19 protein-coding genes are annotated in these 24,661 nt (G+C 66.9%); 10 read left to right on the forward strand and 9 right to left on the reverse strand.

Annotated elements, in window-relative coordinates:
• Window positions 1–53 precede the first annotated feature (53 nt).
• The gene (locus ACXJJ8_RS10175; protein WP_499029529.1) at window positions 54–5,054 is read right to left on the reverse strand and encodes an NAD-glutamate dehydrogenase; all 5,001 of its coding nucleotides are present in this window, start codon (window positions 5,052–5,054) and stop codon (window positions 54–56) included.
• Window positions 5,055–5,083: 29 nt separating this feature from the next.
• The gene (locus tag ACXJJ8_RS10180; RefSeq protein WP_499029531.1) at window positions 5,084–6,241 is read right to left on the reverse strand and encodes an acyl-CoA dehydrogenase family protein; all 1,158 of its coding nucleotides are present in this window, start codon (window positions 6,239–6,241) and stop codon (window positions 5,084–5,086) included.
• Window positions 6,242–6,351: 110 nt separating this feature from the next.
• Here ACXJJ8_RS10180 and ACXJJ8_RS10185 point away from each other — a divergent pair, with 110 nt between their 5' ends.
• From ACXJJ8_RS10185 to metH, 3 genes are read left to right on the forward strand one after another with little or no spacing between them, the layout of a single operon-like run.
• Entirely contained in the window at window positions 6,352–7,281 is a 930-nt protein-coding gene (locus ACXJJ8_RS10185) for an ArsR/SmtB family transcription factor (RefSeq protein WP_499029608.1), read from the forward strand.
• On the forward strand, window positions 7,278–8,402 hold the full coding sequence (locus ACXJJ8_RS10190) for a homocysteine S-methyltransferase family protein (protein ID WP_499029533.1): 1,125 nt from the start codon (window positions 7,278–7,280) through the stop codon (window positions 8,400–8,402). The genes ACXJJ8_RS10185 and ACXJJ8_RS10190 overlap by 4 nt, the downstream gene beginning before the upstream one ends.
• Window positions 8,399–11,080 (forward strand): methionine synthase, encoded by a 2,682-nt coding sequence (gene metH, locus ACXJJ8_RS10195; protein ID WP_499029535.1) that lies wholly within the window; start codon window positions 8,399–8,401, stop codon window positions 11,078–11,080. Before ACXJJ8_RS10190 ends, metH begins: the two co-directional genes overlap by 4 nt.
• Window positions 11,081–11,092: 12 nt before the next feature.
• On the opposite strand, the gene ACXJJ8_RS10200 is transcribed toward metH, so the two are convergent.
• From ACXJJ8_RS10200 to ACXJJ8_RS10225, 6 genes are all read right to left on the reverse strand, one after another.
• Window positions 11,093–12,856, reverse strand: coding sequence for a hypothetical protein (locus ACXJJ8_RS10200; RefSeq protein ID WP_499029538.1), 1,764 nt, complete (start codon window positions 12,854–12,856; stop codon window positions 11,093–11,095).
• 42 nt (window positions 12,857–12,898) lie between these two features.
• On the reverse strand, window positions 12,899–13,591 hold the full coding sequence (locus ACXJJ8_RS10205; RefSeq protein WP_499029540.1) for a DUF2058 domain-containing protein: 693 nt from the start codon (window positions 13,589–13,591) through the stop codon (window positions 12,899–12,901).
• 78 nt (window positions 13,592–13,669) lie between these two features.
• Window positions 13,670–13,891: a SlyX family protein gene (locus tag ACXJJ8_RS10210; protein WP_499029542.1), complete on the reverse strand. Its 222-nt coding sequence runs from the start codon at window positions 13,889–13,891 to the stop codon at window positions 13,670–13,672.
• Between the two features lie 4 nt (window positions 13,892–13,895).
• A complete protein-coding gene (locus ACXJJ8_RS10215) occupies window positions 13,896–15,245 on the reverse strand; it encodes a UDP-glucose dehydrogenase family protein (protein ID WP_499029544.1) in 1,350 nt (449 codons plus the stop codon).
• A 97-nt stretch (window positions 15,246–15,342) separates the two neighbouring features.
• Window positions 15,343–16,119: a BamJ family beta-barrel-assembly machinery protein gene (gene bamJ, locus ACXJJ8_RS10220; protein ID WP_499029546.1), complete on the reverse strand. Its 777-nt coding sequence runs from the start codon at window positions 16,117–16,119 to the stop codon at window positions 15,343–15,345.
• A 68-nt stretch (window positions 16,120–16,187) separates the two neighbouring features.
• Window positions 16,188–17,099, reverse strand: coding sequence for an FKBP-type peptidyl-prolyl cis-trans isomerase (locus tag ACXJJ8_RS10225; RefSeq protein ID WP_499029548.1), 912 nt, complete (start codon window positions 17,097–17,099; stop codon window positions 16,188–16,190).
• A gap of 236 nt (window positions 17,100–17,335) precedes the next feature.
• Between ACXJJ8_RS10225 and ACXJJ8_RS10230 the strand changes: the two genes are divergently transcribed.
• The 4 genes from ACXJJ8_RS10230 to ACXJJ8_RS10245 are packed head-to-tail and all read left to right on the forward strand — an operon-like array spanning window position 17,336 to window position 20,102.
• Window positions 17,336–17,806, forward strand: coding sequence for a hypothetical protein (locus ACXJJ8_RS10230; RefSeq protein ID WP_499029550.1), 471 nt, complete (start codon window positions 17,336–17,338; stop codon window positions 17,804–17,806).
• Between the two features lie 3 nt (window positions 17,807–17,809).
• Entirely contained in the window at window positions 17,810–18,190 is a 381-nt protein-coding gene (locus ACXJJ8_RS10235) for a GntR family transcriptional regulator (RefSeq protein ID WP_156642568.1), read from the forward strand.
• Window positions 18,187–19,065: an ABC transporter ATP-binding protein gene (locus ACXJJ8_RS10240; RefSeq protein ID WP_499029551.1), complete on the forward strand. Its 879-nt coding sequence runs from the start codon at window positions 18,187–18,189 to the stop codon at window positions 19,063–19,065. Before ACXJJ8_RS10235 ends, ACXJJ8_RS10240 begins: the two co-directional genes overlap by 4 nt.
• On the forward strand, window positions 19,062–20,102 hold the full coding sequence (locus tag ACXJJ8_RS10245; RefSeq protein ID WP_499029554.1) for a hypothetical protein: 1,041 nt from the start codon (window positions 19,062–19,064) through the stop codon (window positions 20,100–20,102). The genes ACXJJ8_RS10240 and ACXJJ8_RS10245 overlap by 4 nt, the downstream gene beginning before the upstream one ends.
• 59 nt (window positions 20,103–20,161) lie before the next feature.
• Here ACXJJ8_RS10245 and ACXJJ8_RS10250 read toward each other — a convergent pair whose 3' ends face one another.
• Complete coding sequence (locus ACXJJ8_RS10250) at window positions 20,162–21,592, reverse strand: class II fumarate hydratase (RefSeq protein ID WP_499029556.1); 1,431 nt, start codon at window positions 21,590–21,592, stop codon at window positions 20,162–20,164.
• Window positions 21,593–21,673: 81 nt separating this feature from the next.
• Here ACXJJ8_RS10250 and purB point away from each other — a divergent pair, with 81 nt between their 5' ends.
• From purB to ACXJJ8_RS10265, 3 genes are read left to right on the forward strand one after another with little or no spacing between them, the layout of a single operon-like run.
• Window positions 21,674–23,041 carry an adenylosuccinate lyase gene (gene purB, locus ACXJJ8_RS10255; RefSeq protein ID WP_499029558.1) on the forward strand — a complete coding sequence of 456 codons (1,368 nt, stop codon included), beginning with the start codon at window positions 21,674–21,676 and terminating at the stop codon, window positions 23,039–23,041.
• Between the two features lie 23 nt (window positions 23,042–23,064).
• Window positions 23,065–23,466: a VOC family protein gene (locus ACXJJ8_RS10260; RefSeq protein WP_499029560.1), complete on the forward strand. Its 402-nt coding sequence runs from the start codon at window positions 23,065–23,067 to the stop codon at window positions 23,464–23,466.
• A complete protein-coding gene (locus tag ACXJJ8_RS10265; protein ID WP_499029610.1) occupies window positions 23,457–24,659 on the forward strand; it encodes a JmjC domain-containing protein in 1,203 nt (400 codons plus the stop codon). Before ACXJJ8_RS10260 ends, ACXJJ8_RS10265 begins: the two co-directional genes overlap by 10 nt.
• Window positions 24,660–24,661 lie beyond the last annotated feature (2 nt).

Genomic DNA, 24,661 nt, shown 5'->3' on the forward strand with positions numbered 1-24,661 from the left:
GGATAACCCGCCCGGCGAAGGGCCGGGGCCAAGGGCCCCGGCACCAGGACGCATCACCCGCGCGAGGCGAGCTGCGACAGGCGCTGCACGGCGACCGAAGCCGTCGGGTAGTCCAACGTCTTCTGCGCCGCGATTTCCTCGAGCATCGTCAGCGTGAAACGCAGCGAGCTGTCGTCGCGGTTGAGCCACGCATGGACTTTCGCATCGGCGTCGTTGCCCGGCATCGTCAGCGCCTGGCTCACGAGCAGGCGCTGCTGCGCGCCGAGCTCTTCGCGCAACGCACCGCGCGCCACGGCGTGCCAGCGGCCTTCGACCGCGAGCGCGTCGATCTGCTTCTGCAACCACGGCACGCGCAACGCGTCGCCGAGGCGGAAGTGGACCTTCGCAACATCCGTCGGGCGCACCTTGCGCTCCTTCGCCAACTCCAGGATGTCGGGGCACGGCTCCAGGTAGGGCAACGCAGCGAGCTGTTCGGCCAACGCCGGCGACAAACCCTTCGCGCTCCAGTCCTGGATGCTCGCGACGTACGCGGGCCGCTGGGAATCCGGAAGGATGCGCTCGCCCGAACGAATGTCGCGGAAGCCGTCGTGGAAACGCTCCACCGCCGAGGCGATGTCGGGAATCGCACCCGGCCGCGCGAGCAACCAGCGCGTGAACTGGCGCTGCAACGTCCAGATGACCTGCAGGGCGTCGACCTGCACGGATTCGGCGACCTTGCCGTCGAGCGCATCGATCTGCGCCCACAGTTCGCGGATGTCGAGCGTTTCGCGCGTGATCGTGAAGGCCTTCGCCACTTCCGACGGCGTGCGACCGCTGTCTTCCTGCATGCGCAGGGTAAAGGTCGCGCCCATGCGGTTGACCATCGAGTTGGTCACGACCGTCGCGATGATCTCGCGCTTCAGGCGATGTTCCTGCATTCCCTTCGCGTACTTGTCCTGGAGCGGCTTGGGGAAGTAGCGGATCAGTTCCTTCGACAGGTACGCATCTTCGGGCACGTCCGAGTTGAGCAACTGCTGGAACAACACGATCTTCGAGTACGACAGCAACACCGAAAGCTCCGGCCGCGTCAGGCCCTGGCCACGCGCCTTGCGTTCGGCGATCTCCTTGTCGGTCGGCAGGAATTCGATCTGGCGATCGAGCAGGCCCTGGGCTTCCAGCGTGCGCATGAAGTGCTGCTTGGAGCCCATGCGCGACAGGCTCATGCGCTCCATCAAACTGATCGCCTGGTTCTGGCGATAGTTGTCGTTGAGCACCAGCTGCGCGACTTCGTCGGTCATCGATGCCAGCAACGTGTTGCGTGCGTCGAAGGTGAGCTTCTTCTTCTGCACCTGCGCGTTGAGCAGGATCTTGATGTTCACCTCGTGGTCGGAGGTGTCCACGCCCGCGGAGTTGTCGATGAAGTCGGTGTTGAGCAGCACCCCGTGCTGCGCCGCTTCCACGCGGCCCAGTTGCGTGAGGCCGAGGTTGCCGCCCTCGCCCACCACCTTGCAGCGCAGGTCCGCGCCGTTGACGCGCAGCCCGTTGTTGGCGCGGTCGCCGACGTCGGCGTTGGTTTCGCGCGAGGACTTCACGTAGGTGCCGATGCCGCCGTTCCACAACAGGTCCACCGGCGAGCGCAGGATGGCCGACATCAACTCGGTCGGGCTCATCGCGGTCACGTCGGATTCGATGCCGAGCACGTCCTTGACTTCCGGCGACAGCGCGATCGATTTCGCGCTGCGCGGGAACACGCCGCCGCCCTTGCTGATCAGCGCCTTGTCGTAGTCGTCCCAGCTCGAGCGCGGCAGCTTGAACATGCGCTCGCGTTCCTTGAACGTGCGCGCGGCATCGGGGTTCGGGTCGAGGAAAATGTGCCGGTGGTCGAACGCGGCCACCAGGCGGATCTTCTTGGACAGCAACATCCCGTTGCCGAACACGTCGCCGCTCATGTCGCCGATGCCGACGCAGGTGAATTCCTGCGCCTGGCTGTCGCGGCCCATCGAACGGAAGTGGCGTTTGACCGATTCCCAGGCTCCGCGGGCGGTGATGCCCATCGCCTTGTGGTCGTAGCCGACCGAACCGCCCGAGGCGAACGCATCGTCCAGCCAGAAGCCGTGTGCACGCGCGATGGCATTGGCGATGTCGGAGAACGTGGCCGTGCCCTTGTCCGCGGCGACGACCAGGTAGGGGTCTTCCGCGTCGTGGCGCACGACATTGTCCGGATGCAGCGTCTTGCCTTCCGGCGAGAGGTTGTCGGTGATGTCGAGCAGGCCGTTGATGAAGCGCTGGTAGCAGGCCACGCCTTCGGCGAACCACGCATCGCGGTTGGTCGCCGCATCCGGCAATTGCTTGCAGTAGAAGCCGCCCTTCGAACCCACGGGCACGATGACGGTGTTCTTCACCATCTGCGCCTTCACCAGGCCGAGCACTTCGGTGCGGAAGTCTTCGCGACGATCCGACCAGCGCAGGCCACCGCGCGCGACCGGGCCGAAGCGCAGGTGCACGCCTTCCACGCGTGGGCCGTAGACGAAGATTTCGCGATACGGGCGCGGCTTCGGCAGGTCGGGCACCTTCGCCGAATCGAACTTGAAGCTGATGTAGTCGGCCGGGCCGCCGTCCTTGCGCTTGCCATCCTTGTATTGAATGTAATAACTCGTGCGCAGCGTGGCGTCGATCACGCCGATGAAGCTGCGCAGGATGCGGTCGTCGTCGAGGCTGGCGACGCGGTCGAACAGGCCCTTCAACGTCGTGCGCGTGGCGTCGATCTGCTGCTCGCGCGTGCCCGCGCGTGCGTCGATCACGGTCTGCACCGCGGCCAGTGCCGCGGAATCGTTCGACAACATCGCCTGCATCTGCGCGCCGAAACGCTCCATGCCCTGCTTGATCGCGGCCTTGGATTCGGTGCCCGTGCACGGATCGAAGCGCGCTTCGAACAGTTCGACGAGCAGGCGCACCAACAACGGATACCGGGAGAACGTCGCTTCGACGTAGCTCTGCGAGAACGGCACGCCGGTCTGCAGGATGTATTTGCAATAGCCGCGCAGCATCGACACCTGGCGCCACGACAGGCCCGCGGTCAGCACCAGGCGGTTGAAGCCGTCGTTCTCCGCCTCGCCGCGCCAGATGTGCGCGAAGGCTTCCTCGAAGTTTTCGTCGAGGCGATCGATGTCGATCTCGCCCTGCGTGGACTCGACCTCGAAGTCCTGGATGTACGCGACATCGCCGTTGGACTCGATGCGGTAGGGGTGTTCGGAGATCACGCGCAGGCCCATGTTCTCCATCATCGGGAGCGCATCGGACAGCGGGATGTCGTCCTTCAGGCGATAGAACTTGAAGCGAAGCGTGCCGTCGCGGCGGGAGCGATACAGCGACAGGCGCAGGTCGTCGGGACCGGTGAGCTTCGAGAGGTTCTCGGCGTCGGTGGCGGCGATCTGCGGGCTGACGTCCTCGATGTAACCGGCGGGCAGTGCGCGGCCGTAACGGGCCGCCAATCGCAGGCCCGCTTCTTCGCCGTGGCGCTTGGCGAGTTCTTCGGCCAATGCGTCCTGCCAGTCGCGCACGATCGTCGCCAGCTCGGCGTCGAGCTTGCCTTCGTCGGCCTGCACCTGCGAACCCGCGCGTGGGCGCACGATCAGGTGCAACTGCGCGAGCGCCGATTCGCCGATGTGCACGTTCGTGTCGACGTGTTCGCCGTCGAGCTCGCGCTTGAGCATCGCTTCGATGCGATGGCGCATGCGCGTGTCGTGGCGATCGCGCGGCACGTAGACGAGCACCGAGTAGAAACGGCCGTAGCGGTCGCGGCGCAGGAACAACTTGCTGCGCACGCGTTCCTGCAGGCCGAGGATGCCGCTGGCGGTGACGGCCAGTTCGGCTTCCGAGGACTGGAACAACTCGTCGCGCGGCAGCGTTTCGATGATGTGGCGCAACGCCTTGCCGCTGTGGCTGGCCGGGCGCAGGCCCGATTCGCGCATCACGTGTTCGTAGCGTTCGCGCACCAGCGGGATGTCCCACGGGCGGCGGTTGTAGGCGCTGGAGGTATACAGGCCGAGGAAGCGCTGCTCGCGCACCGGCTTGCCCTTCGCATCGAAGGACAACACGCCGATGTAATCCATGTAACCGGGGCGATGCACGGTGGCGCGCGCGTTGGTCTTGGTGAGGATCAGCGCGTCGACGGCACCGGACTGCGGCATGTAATGCGCCGCCAGCGACGTGAGCGGGCGCGGCTTGCCGGCATCGGCGCCGCGCAGCAGGCCCAGGCCGGTGTCCGGGTGGGCAACGAGCATGTCGTCCTTGCCCTGGCGTTCGACGGTGTATTCGCGATAGCCCAGGAAGGTGAAGTGATTGTCGGCGGCCCAGCGCAGGAACTCCTGCGCCTCGGCGCGCCCGGCGTCGGACACCGGGATGTTGTGCGAGGGCAGTTCCTCGGCGACGGCGAGCATGCGCGCGCGCATCGCGTCCCAATCGGCCACGCTCGCGCGCACGTCTTCCAGGACGCTGCGCACGCGCTTTTCGATCTTCGGCATCGACTCGGGCGACTGGCGGTCGATCTCGATGTGGATGAACGATTCGTTCGTGCCCTCGCCCACGCTGGCGAGCTTGCCGGCCTTGTCGCGCGTCAGCGCAACGACCGGATGCCCCAGGACGTGGACGTTGATGCCCATGTCTGCGAGCGCCATGGTCACCGAGTCGACGAGGAAGGGCATGTCGTCGTTGAGGATCTGCAGCACGGTGTGCGGCGATTCCCAACCGTTTTCCTTCGCCGTCGCGTTGAACAGGCGGACGTTGGCCTTCTTCGCCTTGCGCGTGGCGGCGAAGTCGAGGATGCCCGCGGCCAGCGCCGCCCAGCCTTCCGCGCCGTGCTCGACGTATTCCTCGCGCGTCATGCGCTTGTAGAAGCTGCGGGCGAAGGCTTCGGCTTCGGCGGCGCGCGCCTTCGGCACGCGCTTGCGCAACGCTTCGAGGATCGGGGACAGATCGAAACGCGCGGGCGAGGCATGCGCCGCGACGGGTTTGCCGGAGGACGATGCGGCCGCTTTCTTCGGAGCGGCCTTGACGGATTTCGGACGCGTGCTCATGGGGCGATGTCAGTCCTTGCAGGCCGCGCTCAGCGCAGGCCGGTTTCGTGGCGGGCGATGACCAGGCGCTGGATCTCGCTGGTGCCCTCGTAGATCTCGGTGATCTTCGCGTCGCGGAAATAACGCTCGATCGGCATTTCCTTCGAATAGCCCATGCCGGCGTGGATCTGCACTGCCTGGTGGGCGATCCACATTGCCGCTTCCGAGGCGGTCAACTTCGCGACTGCGGCCTCCGTGGTGAATTTCTGGCCCTGGCCTTTCAGCCACGCGGCGCGCAGCGTGAGCAGCAGCGCGCCATCGAGTTTGCACTTCATGTCGGCGATCTTCGCCTGCGTCATCTGGAACGTGCCGATCGGCACGCCAAAGGCCTTGCGCTCGCGCACGTAGGCGAGCGAGGCCTCGTACGCAGCGCGGCCGATGCCGATGGCCTGCGAGGCGATACCGATGCGACCGGCGTCGAGCACGCCCATCGCGATCTTGAAGCCGTGGCCTTCGTCGCCCAGCACTTCGTCCGCTTCGGCGAGGTAATCGGTGAACTCGATCTCGCACGTGGCCGAGGCGCGGATGCCGAGCTTGGGCTCGGTCTTGCCGCGGCTGAAGCCGGGCTTGGCGGTGTCGACGAGGAACGCGGTGATGCCGCGCGCGCCCTTGTCCGGATCGGTCATCGCGAAGAGCACGATGTACTTGGCCACCGGGCCGGAGGTGATCCAGCTCTTGGTGCCGTTGATGACGAAGCGGCCATCGGCCTGCTTCACCGCGCGGCAGCGCATGGCGGTGGCGTCGGAGCCCGACTGCGGCTCGGTCAGCGCGAAGGCGCCGATTTCCGCGCCCTCGGCGATCGCGCGCACGTATTTCTGCTTCTGCGCTTCGGTGCCGTTGGTCAGGATGCCGTTGCAGAACAGCGAGTTGTTGACCGACATGATGGTGGAGTGCGCGGCGTCGGCCGCGGCGATCTCGACCATCGCCAGGACGTAGCCCATCGGGTCGAGCCCCGCGCCGCCGTATTCGGTCGGCACCTCGATGCCCATCAGGCCGTTTTCGCCGAGGGTGCGGATGTTTTCGAGGGGGAACTCGCCACTGCGGTCGAAGTGCTCGGCGGTCGGCGCGATCTTCTCGCGCGCGATGCGCCGCGCGATGTCCTGGATCATCAACTGCTCTTCGGTGAAGCGGAAATCCACTTGGCGCACTCCGGGCGGTGAAGAAGCGGAATTGTAGCCGCGCACGCGCGCCGCTTGACCCCCATGGGGCCAGGGGCCAGACTTATCTCTATATCTTGATTGACGGATAAATGCCGCGCATGGATCTGGAAGGCTGGTCGGTCCGCCTGAAGGTGCTCGCCGACGCCACGCGCGTGCGCCTGCTGGCGCTGCTCGAGCGCGAGGAACTCACCGTCGCCGAGCTCTCGGCGATCACCCGACTGGCGCAGCCGCGCGTGTCCACGCACCTGGCCAAGCTGAAGGAAGCCGGGCTGGTGCGCGACCGCCGCGCCGGCGTGAGCGCTTACTACCGGTTCGAAGAGGACAGCCTCGACTCGGCGCAACGCGCCCTTTGGGAAGCCCTCCGCAGCGGGAGCGACGACCCGCTGCTGCGCCAGGACGCCGAACGCGTCCCGGCCGTGCTCGCCACGCGCGCGGCCGACCAGAACTGGGCCGATTCGGTGGCCGGCGACATGGAACGCCACTATTCGCCGGGCCGCACGTGGGAAGCGCTCGCGCGTACGGCGCTCCCGCTGCTGAGCCCGGGCGACGTGCTCGACATCGCCTCGGGCGACGGCGTGCTCGCCGAACTGCTCGCGCCGCATGCGCGCCGCTATGTCTGCATCGACGCCAGTCCGCGCGTCGTGGCCGCGGCGAGTGAACGCCTCAAACCCTGGCAGAACGTCGAAGTCCGCCAGGGCGACATGCATGCGCTGCCATTTCCCGACGCGAGCTTCGACCTTGTCGTGTTGATGCACGCCCTTACCTATGCCGCCAAGCCTGCGCAGGCCGTCGCCGAAGCCGCGCGCGTGCTGCGCCGCGGCGGCCGCCTGTTGCTGTCGAGCCTGGCGCGCCACGAGCACAAGGCGGTGGTGGAGGCCTATGGCCACGCCAACCTCGGCTTCACGGAAAAGGAACTGCGTCGCTTCGCCGAAAAGGCAGGGCTGGGCATCGCCAGTGCCGGCACCGTGACGCGCGAACGCCGCCCACCCCATTTCGAAGTGCTGTCGCTGCTGGGAGTCAAACCGTGACCGATCCGAAAACCCTGCCCTGGAAAAACCCCGCGCGCGTGGCCGCGCTGGAAGCGGCGCTCGCGCAACGGATCCTGCTGATCGACGGCGCGATGGGCACGATGATCCAGCAGTACGAACTCGGTGAAGCCGATTACCGCGGCGAACGTTTCGCGCACGGTTACGACGCCCTGTTCGCCACCGACGGTCACGCGCACGGCGCGGGCTGCGGCTGCGAGGCGCACGACCAGAAAGGCAACAACGACCTGCTGACGCTCACGCGCCCGGAGATCATCGGCGACATCCACGCGGCGTATCTCGCCGCCGGCGCCGACATGGTGGAGACCAACACGTTCAATTCGACGTCGGTGTCGCTGGCCGACTACCGCCTGCAGCACTTGGTGCGCGAGTTGAACCGCGAGTCGGCGAAGCTCGCCCGCGCAGCGTGCGACGCGGCGGAAGTAGCCGATCCCTCGAAGCCGCGCTTCGTCATCGGCGTGCTCGGCCCGACCAGCCGCACCGCCTCGCTGAGCCCGGACGTGAACCGCCCCGGTTTCCGCGCGATTTCCTTCGATGAACTTGCGCAAGCCTATCGCGAGGCAGCGCACGGCCTGATCGAAGGCGGCGCCGACGTGCTGATGGTCGAAACGATCTTCGACACGCTCAACGCGAAGTCGGCGGTGTTCGCCATCGAGGATGTGTTCGAGGAACTCGGCGTGCGCCTGCCGCTGATGATCTCCGGCACGATCACCGATGCCTCGGGCCGCACGCTGTCGGGGCAGACCGCGGAAGCCTTCTGGTATTCGCTGCGGCATTCGCGGCCGTTGTCGATCGGCCTGAATTGCGCGCTCGGCGCCAAGGACCTGCGTGCGCACGTCGACGTGCTGGCGCAGGTCGCCGATGCGTACGTCAGCACGCACCCGAATGCCGGCCTGCCCAATGCGTTCGGCGGTTACGACGAAACGCCGGAGGACATGGCCGGCACGCTGCGCGAGTTCGCGGCGAGTGGCCTGCTCAACTTCGTCGGCGGCTGCTGCGGCACGACGCCCGACCACATCCGCGCCATCGGCGCGGCCATCGCCGGTTTGCCGCCGCGCGCCCTGCCGCGCCTCCTTGATCCCGAGCAGTCCGAAGCCGCATGAACAACGCATTGCCCCGCTACACCCGGCTCAGTGGCCTGGAGCCGCTGCAGATCACCCCGCAAAGCAACTTCGTCAACGTCGGCGAGCGCACCAACGTCACCGGCTCGGCGCAGTTCAAGAAGCTGATCCTCGAAGGCCGCTACGACGAAGCGGTCGTCGTCGCGCGCCAGCAGGTCGAGAATGGCGCGCAGGTGCTCGACGTCAACATGGACGAAGGCTTGCTCGATTCCGAGCAGGCGATGACGACCTACCTGAACCTGATCGCAGCCGAACCCGACATCGCGCGCGTGCCGGTGATGGTCGACAGTTCGAAGTGGACGGTGATCGAAGCGGGCCTGAAATGCCTGCAGGGCAAGGGGATCGTCAACTCGATCTCGATGAAGGAAGGCGAAGCCGAGTTCCTGCGCCAGGCGCGCCTGGTGCGCCGTTACGGCGCGGCGGTCGTGGTCATGGCCTTCGACGAGCAAGGCCAGGCCGACACGATCGAACGCAAGGTCGGCATTTCTTCCCGCGCATACGAACTGCTGACCACGCAGGTCGGCTTTCCGCCGGAAGACATCATCTTCGACCCGAACGTATTCGCCATCGCCACCGGCATCGAGGAGCACGACAACTACGCGGTGAATTTCATCGAGGCCGCGCGCGAATTGCGCAAGCGCTTCCCGCTGTCGCACATCTCCGGCGGCGTGTCGAACGTCTCCTTCTCCTTCCGCGGCAACGAAGCCGTGCGGCAGGCCATCCATGTCGTGTTCCTCTACCACGCGATCGCCGCGGGCATGGACATGGGCATCGTCAACGCCGGCGCCTTGCCGCTCTACGACGAGATCGATGCGGAATTGCGCGAACGCGTGGAGGACGTCGTCCTCAACCGCCGTAGCGACGGCACCGAGCGCCTGCTCGAGATCGCCGAACGTTTCAAGGGCAAGAAGGGCGAGAAAAAAGTCGAGGACCTGCGCTGGCGCGACAAGCCGGTGGGCGATCGCCTCGCGCATGCGCTGGTCCATGGCATCGATGCCTACATCGAAACCGATACCGAGGAGGCGCGCGTGCAGGCCACGCGCCCGCTCGACGTGATCGAAGGCCCGCTGATGGCGGGCATGAACGTCGTGGGCGACCTGTTCGGCGCGGGCAAGATGTTCCTGCCGCAGGTCGTCAAATCCGCACGCGTGATGAAAAAATCCGTTGCGTGGCTCTTGCCGTACATCGAAGCCGAGAAGCTGCGCACGGGCGATGTCGGCAAGTCCAACGGCAAGATCGTCATGGCGACGGTGAAAGGCGACGTGCACGACATCGGCAAGAACATCGTCGGCGTGGTGCTGGCGTGCAACAACTTCGAGGTCATCGACCTGGGCGTGATGGTGCCCGCGCAGGTGATCCTCGATCGCGCCAAGGCCGAAAACGCCGACCTGATCGGCCTGTCGGGCCTGATCACGCCCTCGCTGGAGGAAATGCGCCACGTCGCCGCGGAAATGCAGCGCCAGGGCTTCGCGATGCCGCTGCTGATCGGCGGCGCGACGACTTCGCGCGCGCACACGGCGTTGAAGATCGACACGCAATACAAGTCGCCGACGGTGTGGGTGAAGGATGCCTCGCGCGCGGTGGGTGTCGCGCAATCGCTGGTCTCCGGCGACTTGCGCGCGGCCTTCGTCGCGGCGAACGATGCCGACTACGCGGAGATCCGCGAGCGCCATCGCAATCGCGGCGATGCCAAGCGCCTGGTGTCGATCGACAAGGCCCGTGCACAAAAATTCGATGGCGGTTGGAACGACTACACGCCCCCTGCCCCGCGGCAGCCGGGCGTCACGGTGTACGACGACGTGGCGCTCGCAGACCTCGTGCCGTACATCGACTGGTCGCCGTTCTTCAACACCTGGGAACTGGCGGGCAAGTACCCGCAGATTCTCGACGACGCCGTCGTCGGTGCACAGGCGCGCGAGCTGTTCGCCGACGCGCAGGCGATGCTGAAGCAGATCGTCGCGGAGAAGTGGTTGCAGGCCAAGGCGGTCGTCGGGTTCTGGCCGGCGCAATCCATCGGCGACGATGTGCGCCTGGAGGATGGGACCACGCTGCACTTCCTGCGCCAGCAGGCGGAGAAGCCGGCCGATCGCCCGGATTTCTGCCTCGCCGATTTCATCGCGCCGCGCAGCGCGGGCAAGCCCGACTGGATCGGCGGCTTCGCAGTGACGGCCGGCATCGGCATCGAAGCGCACGTCGCGCGTTTCGAAGCCGACCACGACGACTATCGCGCCATCCTGCTCAAGTCCCTCGCCGATCGCCTGGCCGAAGCGCTCGCCGAGCGACTGCATGCGCAGGTGCGGCGCGAGACGTGGGGATACGCGACCGACGAATCGCTCGACAACAGCGCGTTGATCGACGAGAAGTACGCGGGCATCCGCCCGGCGCCCGGCTACCCCGCGTGTCCCGACCACACCGAGAAAGCGACGCTGTTCGCGCTGCTGGATGCGGAGAAAAATGCAGGCGTGAAACTGACGGAGAGCTTCGCGATGTATCCGGCGGCCGCGGTGTCGGGTTACTACTTCAGCCATCCGCGCAGCCAGTATTTCGTCGTCGGACGTTTGTCGCGCGAACAGGTCGCCGACTACGCCAGGCGCAAGGGCGTGACGCTTGCGCAGGCGGAGCGTTGGCTGGCGTCGAACCTGGATTACGACCCGGAATAGCGAGTCGATGCGTCAGGGCCGGCCGTGCTCGATCGGCCGGTCCCGATGCATCAGCGCCCACTCGGCGTGTTCGGCGAGCGCGGCCTCGCCCAGCGCACGCAGGATCTCGCGTTTCTCCTGCGTGCCCGCCGCGGCGTCGAGCGCCAGGCGCGCATTGCGATAGATGCGGTGCATGAAGCGGTATTGCTTCACCAGTTCCTTGTCGGCCTTTCGATACGCATATGCCTCGCGCACGGCGGCGATGAGCGACAGCGCGCCCATCAGCGTCACCAGCAGGCCGCGCGTGTCGTTGGTGAACGCGCGATGGAACAGCGCGAGCATCAGGCTGATGCCGATGCCCGCCCACAGGCATGCGGCGCCCAGCGCGCGCGTGCGCAGGTGGTGGCGCTCGCGCAACACCGACTTGCGTTCGTAATACGCCAATTGCCCCGACTGCCCGGGGCGCCCGACCCAGGCGTCGATCACTTCGGCGACCGCTTGCGCGGCATCGTTCGCATCCAGCGCGGGCGACGTCCGCGCAAGGCCGACCTGCCGCATCACGTTGCGGATCCACCCGAGTTCGACGTCCTGCTTCTGCATGAAGTTGTCGTGCGCGAATTCCGCATCGCCCGTGATCGTCAGGCCCGCGCGGCGCCAGAAGGTCTGCACGCGCAGGCCTTCGGCGAGCGCGCGATAGTCGATGTATTTGCGGTGCCAGTCGCGGCGGTGCGCCGCCAGTGCGATGCCGAGGCCGATGGCAAAGAGCGACAGGAACACCCACAGCATCCAGTCCGGCGCGCCGAGGTCGGAATACAGCAGCAACGACAGGCCCATCGCGACGGCGAGGAAATGGATCGTGCGCATCGCCCACTGCGTGCGGCGCTGGTAGCGGACCGCGAGCGCATCGGCTTCGCGCCACGTGCGTTCGGCGGGATCTTCGCTCGCGGCCGGCAGCATGTGCGGATCGATCGTGCCGCGATCGCGTTCGAAGCCCTCCATGCGCTGGAAGATGCGGTCGTACTCCGGCGGAAGACCCGCGGAAAATGACCGCTGTCCTGCGCTCGTTCGCCATGTCGGCTCGCCGCTCTCCCCCGCCGGCAGGGACCTCCGACGCCGCGGCTTCGCATGCGATGCCGCGGCGGGCACGGGGGGCGGTTGCCGTTGGGTGGACGCCGGTTGCGCGGCTTCCCCGCTGCGACGCACGTGGAAATGCAGCACCAGGCTGTCGTCGTCGCCGGCGAGCATTTGCCGCAGGTTGTCGGTCGCACGTCGCGCGCCCGGCACGGGACCGCCGAGGTAATAGCGCACGATCTGCGCCGTGCCGCCTGTGCCGACTTCCTCGCGTCCGTCCCACAACGCAAACAGCACGTGGCAATGATTCGCGACGAACAGGCCGGCGTGCAGGTACTGGCGGTCGCGTGCCGGGCCCGGCTTGCGCAACACGTCGAGGTCGGGTTCGGCCAGCGCCAGTGGGACGCATTGCGCATCGGCGAGCAGGCGCGCGAAATCGTGCTGCGATTGCGCGTTCGCGAAATCGGCGCGATACAGCGCGATCGGCAACGGCAGGGGCACCACCAGGCGCGCGCCGGCATCGAGCGCGACTTCGGCGACGAGCCGGTCGCCGCCTTCGGCGAGTGCGGAGACCACCACGAGCGCGAGGTCGGGATAGCGTTCGTGCAAGACCGCGAAGGCCTCGCGCACCTGCATGCGGAGTTGCGGCAATTGCGCGGAGTCGAGATCACGATGACTCGTGACCCCGACGATCAGTTCGGTGCGTAGCGCCCCGCGAGTGTCCACGCACGGGGCCAACGCCCGCGGGCGCGTCCACCGGCCATGGGATTACCAGACCAGGTCGTCGGGCACCTGGAATTGCGGGTCGGCGTAGGGATCGTCCTGCGCGGGCGCGTCCGGATCGACCTTCAACGCGACGGCCGGCGCGAAGATGGCTTCGGCCTGTGCAAGCGTCGCCGCGTCGACCAGGACGTAGCGGCCATCGTTCTGCAACACGCCCAGTTCGCCGAGGTTGAGCGCCTTCAATTGCGCTTCGGTGACATAGACGCGCTTGATCTTGCCGCCGTATTCGAAGTGCCGTGCGATCTCCGCGTCGGCCACGTTGAGCGCCTTGTCCTGCAGGAACGCGGTCAGCGCGGCCTTCGCTTCGCGACGCTGGCGCGCGGCTTCCTGCTTCAGGCGCTCGGCCTCGATGCGCTCGTCCTTCTCGCGCTGGGCGCGGATCGCATAAGCCTTGGCGAGGTCGATGTCCTCGCGCGTGCGCGGCTTGCCGTGCGCGGGGCGCGCATTCGCGTGCGGCGGCTTGCCATGCGCGGGGCGCGCGTTCCCGTGTGGCGGCTTGCCCTGTTGCGGACGACCCTGTCCCGGCGCCGGCTTGCCATGCGCGGGCCCGCCCTGCCCCGCCTTTGCGTCGTGCGCAGGCCTGGGCTTGCCGGCTTGCGGCGCTTGCTTGGGACGCTCGGGTTTCGGCGCGGGCTTGAAGCCCAGGCCGAGCAACTGGTTGCGCAGGGTTTCGCTCATTTCGGGACTGCGTGGGGGACGTGCGGTTGGGCGGCGCCAAATATGCCGCATCGCGCGCGGCGATGCAGCTTTTGCACGTCAGTAATGGGGCGGCGGTGGTTCATCCGCCGGATCGGCCATCTGGCTGGTGCGCGAAGTCTTCATCTCCTCGAGCACGCGGCGGAACAGCTCGGCATTGCGGCTGGCCTCGATGCGGGCAGCCGCGAGGGCGTCGCTCATGTCGGCGAGCGCGCCCTCCAGGAAGGCGATGCGCGTTTCCAGTTCCACCACGCGCGCTTCGAGCGCATCGCCGCCGGTCATCGCATCAGGCCTGTTTTTCGGTGCGCAGCGAACGGCCGCGCCCGATGCCGTAGTACTGCAGGCCCGCGGCTTCGACTTCCTCGGGCTCGTAGAGGTTGCGTCCGTCGAAGACGACCTTGTCCTTCAGGGTTTTCGCGAGCTTGCCGAAATCGGGGCTGCGGAACTGCTTCCATTCGGTGACGACGACGAGGGCATCGGCGTCGTGCAGTGCTTCGTTCGCGGTCGCGCACAGATGCAGGTCGTCGCGGTTTCCGAAGATGCGGCGCGCCTCCTGCGTGGCTTCCGGATCGAAGGCCTGCACGCGCGCGCCGGCTTCCCACAATTGCGCGAGCAGCGTGCGGCTGGAGGCTGCGCGCATGTCGTCGGTGTTCGGCTTGAACGCCAGTCCCCACACGGCGACGGTCTTGCCGGCCACGCCGTCGGGGAAATGGCGCTGCATCAATTCGAACAGGTGCTGCTTCTGCGCGGCGTTAACCGCTTCCACCGCATCGAGCAGGCGCGGATTGCAGCCGTACTGTTGCGCCGTCCAGGCCAGCGCCTGCACGTCCTTCGGGAAGCACGAGCCGCCGTAACCGGCGCCGGGATAGATGAAGTGCCAGCCGATGCGCGGGTCCGAACCGATGCCCTGGCGCACGTGTTCGATGTCGGCACCCACCTGCTCGGCGATGCACGCGATCTCGTTCATGAAGGAGATCTTCGTGGCGAGCATCGCGTTGGCCGCGTACTTGGTGAGCTCGGCCGAACGCACGTCCATCGCCACGATGCGCTCGTGGTTGCGGTTGAACGGCGCGTACAGGCGCTTGAGTTTTTCCAGCGCCTGCGCGCTGTCGGTGCCGATGACGATGCGGTCGGGGCGCATGCAGTCGTTGACCGCGTCGCCTTCCTTGAGGAATTCGGGATTGCTCACGACGTCGAAGACGAGCGTCGTGCGGCGGTTGGTGAGTTCCTGCGCGATCGCGGCGCGCACCTTGTCGGCAGTGCCCACCGGCACGGTCGACTTGTTCACCACCACCACCGCGCGCTGCACGTGCTGGCCGATGGTGCGCGCGACGGCGAGGACGTACTTGAGGTCCGCGCTGCCGTCTTCGTCCGGCGGCGTGCCCACGGCGATGAAGACGACGTCGCCGTGTTCGATCGCGGCGGCCGCGTCGGTCGTGAAGTTCAGGCGGCCGGAGGCGTGGTTGGCCTTCACCATCGGCTCCAGGCCCGGCTCGTAGATCGGGATCACGCCCCGGTTGAGGCCTTCGACCTTCGCCTGGTCGATATCGACGCAGACGACGTCGTGCCCGACTTCCGCCAGGCAGGTTCCGGTGACGAGTCCGACGTAGCCGGTGCCGAAGATGGTGACGCGCATGGAAGTTCCTGATGAGCTTGAATGGGCGGCATGGTCGCAGCCGCCATCGTCACGCCGCGGTGAAACCGCGGCGTGACCACGTCATTGCAGTTGACGCTTACTGCTTCGGCGGCTGCACGATGTCGAGCAGTTCGACGTCGAACACCAGCGTGGCGTTCGGGCCGATCGGGCCGCCCGGCGTGCCCTTCTCGCCGTAACCCAGGTTGCCCGGGATCCACAGCTTGAACTTGCTGCCCACCGGCATCAGCTGGATGCCTTCCTGCCAGCCCGGCACGACCTGGTCGAGCGGGAACACCACCGGCTGGCCCCGATCGTAGGAGCTGTCGAAGGTCTTGCCGTCGAGCGTGGTGCCCTTGTAGTGGACGCGGACGACGTCGCCGGACTTCGGCTTCGGGCCCTTGCCTTCGGTCACCACCTGGTACTGCAGGCCGGAGGCCGTCGACTGCACGCCCGGCTTCTTCGCGTTGTCGGCGAGGAACTTCTTGCCGGCTTCGAGGTTGTTCTTGGCGTCGGCTTCGGCCTTGGCCACCGCCTTCTGCTGCATTTTCTCGCCGAAGGCTTCGCTGGTCGTGCGCGCCTGGTCTTCGGTCATCAGCAGCTTCTCGCCCTTGAGCGTCGACTTGACGGCCTTGGCGATGACGTCGAAGTCGACTTCATCCTTGATCGGCTCCAGCTGCTTGCCCAGCGCCATGCCGACCATGTAGCTCACGCGGTCCTTTTCGGTGGGCAGGCCGGCGATCTGCGCGCTCTTGGCGCCCGTGGAGGCGGATGCGGGGGCGTTGGCGTCGGTCTTTTCCGGCGGCTTGCAGCCGGCAGCGAAGGCGGCGGCGGCGACGGCGGTGAGGACGAGTGCGTGGCGCATGGACAGCTTCATCGTTGGGCGCTCCTGGAAATCGATGGAATCGGGGAAAGGAAACAGGGAAAGCGTAAAGAATCGAAGGATCACTCGACGCCGAGCAGTTCGACATCGAACACGAGCGTCGCGTTCGGGCCGATGTTGCCGTCCGGCATGCCCGAGGCGCCGTAGCCCAGGTCGCCGGGAATCCAGAACCGGTACTTGCCGCCGACCGGCATCATCGACAGCCCTTCGCTCCAGCCGGCAATCACCTGCGAGAGCGGGAAGGTGCGGGGCTGGCCGTCGCGCGTGCTGTCGAATTCGGTGCCATCCAGCAGCGTGCCGCTATAGAGCACGCGCACGCGGTCGCCCGGCTTCGGGCGCAGGCCCGCGCCCTGGCGCAGGATCATGTATTGCAGGCCCGACTTGGTCGTGAACACGCCCTTGTGCGTCTTGTTCTTCGCGAGGAAATCGGCGCCGGCCTTCTGGTTGTCGACGGCACCCTGCTGCGTGCGCGCAACGGCGAGGGAATTGAGCTTCGTATCGAAGTCCTGGCGCACGATGTTCGCTTCCTCCGCACTCATCAGCAGCTTGCCGCCGGAGAACGCGGTGCGCATCGCCTGCAACAGGACCGGAACGTCGATCTCATCCTGGAATGGCGCGAGGCGGCGGCCCCATTCGATGCCGACGAGCAGGCCGACGTCGGTCTTCGAAATCTCCGGAAGCGCGGCGCCCGGCTGCTTGCGCGCGGTGACGCGCGCCATGAGTAGTTCGCCCGTCTTGCGCGCGGTGGCTTCGTCGATCAGCGGCGGCTTGCCGGCCATCGCGTTGCGCAGTGCGCGATCGAACGCGGCGATCTCGACATCGGGGCCGATGGGGGCATTCGATTCGGCGACATCCATGCCGACCATGTAGCTCACCTTGTCACGCTCGGTGACCAGCCTGGTCTTGTCCTGCGCATGCGCGGACAGTGCGATCAGTGCCAGCAACGCGGCGATGCCGCGCACGAAACCCTTCATCCGGTGGAACTCCTGTCGAGTGGTGCGGGGGAACGCCCCGGGGCGCGCCGGCGGCCGCGCATTGTCGGCGCCTGCGGGCCTTCACGGCAAACCGCACCAATGGGCGATGGTTCAGGCCCGGGCGGCCCCGCGGGTCGTCGGCCTATGTCTTTAGTTGGGTCGATGGGTTGTTGACGGGGGGAATGGTGGTGTTATAGTTGCCTACAACACCGATCACCCAGAGCAGGACGCCCACCATGAACCGCAAGCTCCACAACACGGTCACCGCGCTGTTCGCGACCTCGGGGCTCCTCGTGCTGAGCCTGATGGCAGCGAATCCCGCGCCGTCGGCCAGCGAAGCGGTCTTCGCCCCCCTCGTCCAGCCGGCCGCGACCCACGCGCCGGCGAACGCGAAGCTGGCGAAGATCGTCGCCGAAGGCCGCCACGCCGCCGAAGCCGCCAAGCGCATCGAAGCGCGCGCCGCGCAGCTCCAGGCCACGCTGGCGAAAACGAAGACCAACGATCAGGCGGTGGGCGAAGTCTTCGGCTTCGTCGCCGAAGCCGCGACGCTCGCCGCACTCGCCGCCGCGATGGACGGGATGGAAAACCCGGACACCTTCGCCGCGGTCGACCAGGCCGACGCCGCGCAGGCCAAGCCCGCCCCCAAACGTGCATCCGGCCGCCAGTCGGTTGCGATGCCCTTCTTCTCCTTTGCGCCGCGAGGCTGAGCCATGACCGCAATCGAATGGAGCGACGGCGCTCCCATCTACCGCCAGCTGAAGGAACGCGTCGTGGCGATGTTGCTCGACGGCATCCTGAAGCCGGGAGACGCGCTGCCCTCGGTGCGCCAGGTGGCCGCCGAATACCAACTCAACCCAATCACCGTCTCGCGCGCCTACCAGGAGCTCGCGGACGAAGCCATCGTCGAAAAACGCAGGGGACTCGGCATGTACGTCACGGAAGGGGCTTCGGAAAAACTGCTGGGCAGCGAGCGCGAGCGCTTCCTGCGCGAAGAATGGCCGCTCGTGCTGGAACGCATCCAGCGCCTGGGCCTTTCGCTCGACCGCTTGCTGCGCAACGCGACCGCCGCCCCCAACGGAGGCCAGGCATGAACGTGTCCGTCGAAACCCAGTCCGTCGTCAGCGCACGCAACCTGCGCAAGGCCTACAAGAACAAGGTCGCGCTGGACAACACCGCCTTCGAGATCCCGCAGGGCCGCATCGTCGGCCTCATCGGCCCGAACGGCGCCGGCAAGACCACCGCGCTCAAGGCACTGCTCGGCCTGATCCCGTTCGAAGGCGACCTGCGCGTCCTCGGCCGCGACCCGCGCACCGAACGCGATGCGCTGATGAACGACGTGTGCTTCATTGCCGACGTCGCGGTGCTGCCGCGCTGGATCCGCGTGCGCGAAGCGATCGAGTTCGTCGCCGGCGTGCACCCGCGCTTCGACCGCGCACGCTGCGAACGCTTCCTCGCCAACACCCAGCTCAAGCCCAACATGAAGGTGCGCGAGTTGTCCAAGGGCATGATCGTGCAATTGCACCTGGCCCTGGTGATGGCGATCGACGCCAAGCTGCTCGTGCTCGACGAGCCGACGCTCGGCCTGGACATCCTGTATCGCAAGCAGTTCTACCAGCGCCTGCTGGAGGATTACTTCGACGAGAACAAGACGATCGTGATCACCACCCACCAGGTCGAGGAGATCGAACACATCCTCACCGACGTGATGTTCATCCGCGACGGCAAGATCGTGTTGTCCGCGCCGATGGATGAAGTGGGCCAGCGTTACGTCGAAGTCCTCGTCAACGCCGACCGCACCGAAGAAGCACGCAACCTGCGCCCGATCGACGAGCGCAGCCTGCCGTTCGGCAAGACGGTGATGTTGTTCGACGGTGTCGAGCAAAACCGCCTCGCCGGCCTGGGCGAAACCCGCGTGCCGGGCCTCGCCGACCTGTTCGTCGCCACCATGAAGGGCACCTACGCATGAACGCATCCACCTTTGATGGCGAACCGCGCCGCGCACCCGTGGCCGCGCCCCACCCGACCCACAAGTTCAAGCTGTTGCTGCGCCGCGAGTTCTGGGAGCACAAGGGCGGGTTCTTCTGGGCGCCGATCATCGCCGGCGGCATCTCGGTCGTGCTCGCGCTGATGGCGCTGCTCGTGGCCGAAGTCGGTGCACGCAAGGCGATCTCGGCAGGCAAGTTCCACGGCGACAGCATCCAGATCAACGGGCTGAACTTTTCCCACATCACCGACAGGATGTCGGCGAGCGACCTGGAACAATGGGGCAAGGCGGTCGACGCCTCGCTGCTGGTCTCCTCGCTGTGGCCCTACATCGTGCTGGGCTTCGTGGTCTTCTTCTACTGCCTGGGCGCGCTGTACGACGAGCGCAAGGACCGCAGCGTGCTGTTCTGGAAATCGCTGCCGGTGTCCGATCGCGACACGGTGTTGTCGAAGGCCGCCAGCGCGTTGATCGTCGCACCGGTCATCGCCACCGGCGCGGCCGTCGCCACGATGTTCGCCTTCGGCCTGGTCGTCACGCTCGTCATGCCGATGCACGGCCTGAACCCCTTCACCTTCTACTGGGGCGTGGGCAATCCGCTGGAAGTCGCCGGCACGCTGGTCGCCTCGATCCCGGTGTACGCGATGTGGGCGCTGCCGACCGTCGGCTGGCTGATGCTCTGCTCTGCCTGGGCACGCACCAAGCCCTTCCTGTGGGCGGTGATGATCCCCGTGTTCGCCGGCATCTTCGTGGCCTGGTTCGACGTGATGAACGTCTTCAACCTCGACACCGGCTGGTTCTGGCAGCACATCGTGCTCCGCGCGCTGACCTCCGTCTTCCCGGGCATGTGGATGACGGCGCAGGACATGCACATCGACAACCCCGCCGACTTCGACGCGCTGTCCCACATCCAGAGCATGTACTCGGTGTTCGCCACGCCCCAGATGTGGATCGGTGCGGCGGCCGGCATCGCGATGATCGTCGCCGCCATCCGCCTCCGCCGCTGGCGCGACGACAACTGAGATCTCCTGGAAAGGATGTTGTACCCCCCAACTGCCCCGGCTCGCGCCGGGGCTTTTTTTTAGCCGCCGCCGCCTGCGCCACCGGCACCGATGCCGCCCCTGGTGAGCGCCGCCGGATCCAGCAATGCCTTGAGTTTCGCGGCCGGCAAGCCGCTCATCTCCAGCGCCACGTCGAACACCGGGCGCTTCTCCGCGTACGCGCGCTTGGCGATCGCCGCGGCCTTCTCGTAACCGATCACCGGGTTGAGCGCGGTCACGAGGATCGGATTGCGGCCGAGCGCTTCGTCGACCTTGTCCTTGCGCACCTTCAGGCCTTCGATCGCCGAATCGGCCAGCAGGCGCATCACGCTCGACAGCAGGCGGATCGACTCGAGCAGGTTCGCCCCGATCAACGGCAGCATCACGTTGAGCTGGAAGTTGCCGGACGCACCGGCGATCGACACCGTCGCGTGCTGCCCCATCACCTGCGCGCACACCATGCATGTCGCTTCGGGAATCACCGGATTGACCTTGCCCGGCATGATCGAACTGCCGGGTTGCAACGCAGGCAATTCGATTTCGCCCAACCCCGCGAGCGGCCCTGCGTTCATCCATCGCAGGTCGTTGGCGATCTTCATCAGCGCGACGGCGAGGACGTTGAGCTGGCCGGAAAGCTCGACTGCGTCGTCCTGCGATGCGATGCCTTCGAACTTGTCCGCCGCCGATTCGAATCGCGTGCCCGACAAATCGCTCAACGCCTTCGCCATGCGCTTGCCGAAACGCGCGTCGGCGTTGATGCCTGTACCGATCGCGGTGCCGCCGATCGGCAGGCGTCGCACGCGCTTGCCTGCGTCGACCAGGCGGTCGCGCGCGGATGCCAACTGCGCAGCCCACGCACCGAATTCCTGTTCGAACGTCAGCGGCATCGCATCCATCAGGTGCGTGCGCCCGGTCTTGACGACCTTGCCGTTCTCGCGGCCCTTGCGTTCGATCGTACGGCGCAGGTGATCCAGCGCCGGCAACAGGTCTTCGACCACCGCCAGTTGCGCCGAGACGCGGATCGCGGTGGGAATGACGTCGTTGGAACTCTGCCCGAGGTTGACGTCGTCGTTCGGATGCACCGCCTTGCCGGTTTGCGATGCGAGCGCGGCGATGACCTCGTTGGCATTCATGTTGCTCGAGGTGCCCGAGCCGGTTTGATAGATATCGATCGGGAAGTGCGTATCCCATGCGCCTTCGGCCACCGCCAGCGCCGCCGCGCGGATCGCCGCGGCCTGGCGTTTGGGCAACAGGCCGAGCCCGGCATTCACCTCGGCCGCCGCGGCCTTGATGAGCCCGAGCGCGCGGATGAACCCGCGCGGCATCGGCCGCCCGGAAATGGGGAAGTTCTGCACCGCGCGCTGGGTCTGCGCGCCCCACAGTGCATCGGCGGGAACGCGCAGCTCGCCCATGCTGTCGTGCTCGATGCGGTCGCCGCGCTTGCTTGCGGATCGGGTGGTTCGCTTTGCCATGGGGCCTCCTCCAGCCGGTCGGCGGGAGCATACGCCCGCGACCGTTTAAACTTGCGCGCCCGCCGCCCCGAACCGACCTCGATGACCGACGCCCCGCTCCTCGCCCTGTCCCCGCTCGACGGCCGCTATGCGGGCAAGGTCGACGCGCTGCGCCCGATCTTTTCCGAGTACGGGCTGATCAAGGCGCGGGTGCGCGTGGAAGTCGAATGGCTGCTCGCGCTGGGCGACGAAGCGGGGATCGTCGAACTTCCCGCCTTCGACAAGACCGCACGCGCGCGCCTGCAGGCGCTGGCCACCGATTTCTCCGTCGCCAGCGCCGCGCGGGTGAAGGAGATCGAACGCACGACCAACCACGACGTCAAGGCGGTCGAATACTTCATCAAGGAAACGCTGAAGGACGACGCCGCGCTCGGCCCCGCGCTCGAATTCGTCCATTTCGCCTGCACCAGCGAAGACATCAACAATCTGTCCTACGCATTGATGCTGCGCGAAGCGCGCGACACGGTGCTGCTGCCCAAGCTCGACGAACTGATCGCCAGGCTGCGCGCGATGGCGCACGAACACGCCGCGCTGCCGATGCTTTCGCGCACGCACGGCCAGACCGCCTCGCCGACGACCGTCGGCAAGGAACTGGCGAATGTCGTCGCCCGCCTGGACCGCCAGCGCAGCGTGCTCGCCGCGCTGCCGATGCCGGGCAAGATCAACGGCGCGGTCGGCAATTACAACGCCCACGCCAGCGCGTATCCGGATGTCGACTGGCCGAAGCTCGCACGGGGTTTCGTCGCCTCGCTCGGCCTGGACTTCCAGCCCTACACCACGCAGATCGAGCCGCACGACGGCGTCGCCGAACTGTGCGATGCCTGCAAGCGCATCGACACCATCGCCATCGACCTGTGCCGCGACATCTGGGGCTACATCTCGCTGGGCTACTTCAAGCAGGCGGTGAAGGCCGGGGAAGTGGGCAGCTCGACGATGCCGCACAAGGTCAACCCGATCGACTTCGAAAATGCGGAAGGCAACTTCGGCATCGCCAATGCCTTGTTCGAACACTTCGCCGCCAAGCTGCCGATCAGCCGCTGGCAGCGCGACCTCACCGATTCCACGGTGCTGCGCGCGCTCGGGACCGCGTTCGGCCATTCGATGATCGGCTTCGATGCACTGTTGCGCGGTCTCAACAAGCTCAGCACCAATCCCGACCGCCTGGCCGCCGACCTCGACGCCGCGTGGGAAGTGCTGGCAGAAGCCGTGCAAACGGTGATGCGCCGCCACGGTTTGCCGAATCCGTACGAACAACTCAAGGCGCTCACGCGTGGCACGGGCATCACGGCCGATTCGATGAAATCGTTCATCGCTTCGCTCGACCTGCCCGACGATGCCCGCGCACGCCTGGCGCAACTTACGCCCGCGACGTACATCGGCCTGGCCGAACGCCTCGCGAAGGACATCTGATCGACAGCAATGGAGGCGGCGCGATGCGGATGCTGGTCAACATCGACGTCCCCGAGATCGCCACGGCCGAGCGTTTCTACAGCGAAGCCTTCGGCTTGCACCGCGGGCGCCGCTTCGGCAACGACGCGCTCGAACTGCTCGGTGGCGACGTGCCGATCTACCTGCTTCACAAGCAAGCCGGCACGATTGGTGCCGGCGCCGCGGCGCGCGACTACCTCCGGCATTGGACGCCCGTGCACGTCGATGTCGTCGTCGATGACCTCGACGCCGCCTTGATCCGCGCGGTCGCCGCCGGCGCCGTGCAGGAAGGGGCGGTGCGCGAGGCCGGCTGGGGCCGCATCGTGCAACTGGCCGATCCGTGGGGACACGGCTGGTGCCTGCTGCAATTCCTCGGCCGCGGTTACGACGAGATCGCATCGCAATGAAACGCAAGAACGCCCTGCCCCTCGACGTCGACGCCGCGCACTTGCCGCCGCTCGGCATGCCGCCCGAAATTTTCCTGCGCGATTACTGGCAGAAGCGCCCGCTGCTCATCCGCAACGCGTTTCCCGGTTTTGTTTCGCCGATCGCGCCGGAAGACCTCGCAGGCCTGGCGTGCGAAGAAGCCGCGTTGTCGCGGCTGATCGCGCACGACCGCGCAGGCGATTCGTGGATGGTGCGGCATGGGCCGTTCGAAGAAGCGCTCTTCCCGGAACTCGGCGACCACGATTGGACCTTGCTGGTGCAGGACGTCGACAAATGGGACGCCGACGTCGCCGCGTTGTTGCCCGCCTTCGGGTTCCTGCCGCGCTGGCGCATCGACGACATCATGGTGTCCTTCGCCGCCACCGGCGGCTCGGTCGGCGCGCACGTCGACCAGTACGACGTGTTCCTGCTGCAGGCGCACGGCCACCGGCGCTGGCAGATCGATGCCGGCGAGAAACCGGACATCGCCTTCCGCGACGATGTCGAACTCAAGCTGCTGCGCGACTTCCATCCGACGCACGACTGGGTCCTCGGCCCCGGCGACATGCTCTATCTCCCGCCCGGCGTGCCGCACCACGGCGTCGCCGAAGATCCGTGCCTGACCTTCTCGATCGGCATGCGCGCGCCCTCCACGGCCGAGTTGCTCGGCGACTTCGTCGATACGCTTGCCGCCGACGCCGACGAATCGCTGCGCTACGCCGATCCCGATCTTGCGGTACCCGCCGATCCGAACGAGATCGACGCCGCGGCGATCGACCGCGCGATCGCCGCGCTGAATGCGTTGCGCATGAACGACCCCGAGCGCCTCGGCGATTGGTTCGCGCGCTTTTCCACGCTCTACCGCGCCGCGGGTGAAGTGCAGGCGCCCGACGCCACGCCCTCGCGCATCGAACTGGAATGGGACCTGGGCCAGGGCGCCCGCCTGTCGCGCCACCCCTGGTCGCGCGCGGTGTGGCGCCGCGCCGGCAAGGGCGGCCATTTGTTCGTCAGCGGCCTGGCCTTCGCCATGCCCGTGAAGGACGCGAAGACATTGGCGGGCGCGGACACGCTCGAAGGTCGGCAATACCTCGGCCTTTCGCAGGCCGGGCGCGATGCCGTCTTTGCGTTGGTGGAAGCAGGGCACTACCAAATGCTGATCGACGAGGACGAGTGACC

It is taken from the genome of Lysobacter sp. P5_C4 (genome assembly GCF_054049695.1).

Excerpts from the sequence above, each read along its gene's own strand:
- ACXJJ8_RS10175 (WP_499029529.1), bottom strand. The coding sequence starts at position 5,054 with ATGAGCACGCGTCCGAAATCCGTCAAGGCCGCTCCGAAGAAAGCGGCC.
- ACXJJ8_RS10185 (WP_499029608.1), top strand. The coding sequence starts at position 6,352 with ATGGATCTGGAAGGCTGGTCGGTCCGCCTGAAGGTGCTCGCCGACGCC.
- metH (WP_499029535.1), top strand. The coding sequence starts at position 8,399 with ATGAACAACGCATTGCCCCGCTACACCCGGCTCAGTGGCCTGGAGCCG.
- ACXJJ8_RS10205 (WP_499029540.1), bottom strand. The coding sequence starts at position 13,591 with ATGAGCGAAACCCTGCGCAACCAGTTGCTCGGCCTGGGCTTCAAGCCC.
- ACXJJ8_RS10210 (WP_499029542.1), bottom strand. The coding sequence starts at position 13,891 with ATGACCGGCGGCGATGCGCTCGAAGCGCGCGTGGTGGAACTGGAAACG.
- ACXJJ8_RS10215 (WP_499029544.1), bottom strand. The coding sequence starts at position 15,245 with ATGCGCGTCACCATCTTCGGCACCGGCTACGTCGGACTCGTCACCGGA.
- bamJ (WP_499029546.1), bottom strand. The coding sequence starts at position 16,119 with ATGAAGCTGTCCATGCGCCACGCACTCGTCCTCACCGCCGTCGCCGCC.
- ACXJJ8_RS10225 (WP_499029548.1), bottom strand. The coding sequence starts at position 17,099 with ATGAAGGGTTTCGTGCGCGGCATCGCCGCGTTGCTGGCACTGATCGCA.
- ACXJJ8_RS10230 (WP_499029550.1), top strand. The coding sequence starts at position 17,336 with ATGAACCGCAAGCTCCACAACACGGTCACCGCGCTGTTCGCGACCTCG.
- ACXJJ8_RS10235 (WP_156642568.1), top strand. The coding sequence starts at position 17,810 with ATGACCGCAATCGAATGGAGCGACGGCGCTCCCATCTACCGCCAGCTG.
- ACXJJ8_RS10240 (WP_499029551.1), top strand. The coding sequence starts at position 18,187 with ATGAACGTGTCCGTCGAAACCCAGTCCGTCGTCAGCGCACGCAACCTG.
- ACXJJ8_RS10245 (WP_499029554.1), top strand. The coding sequence starts at position 19,062 with ATGAACGCATCCACCTTTGATGGCGAACCGCGCCGCGCACCCGTGGCC.
- ACXJJ8_RS10250 (WP_499029556.1), bottom strand. The coding sequence starts at position 21,592 with ATGGCAAAGCGAACCACCCGATCCGCAAGCAAGCGCGGCGACCGCATC.
- purB (WP_499029558.1), top strand. The coding sequence starts at position 21,674 with ATGACCGACGCCCCGCTCCTCGCCCTGTCCCCGCTCGACGGCCGCTAT.
- ACXJJ8_RS10260 (WP_499029560.1), top strand. The coding sequence starts at position 23,065 with ATGCGGATGCTGGTCAACATCGACGTCCCCGAGATCGCCACGGCCGAG.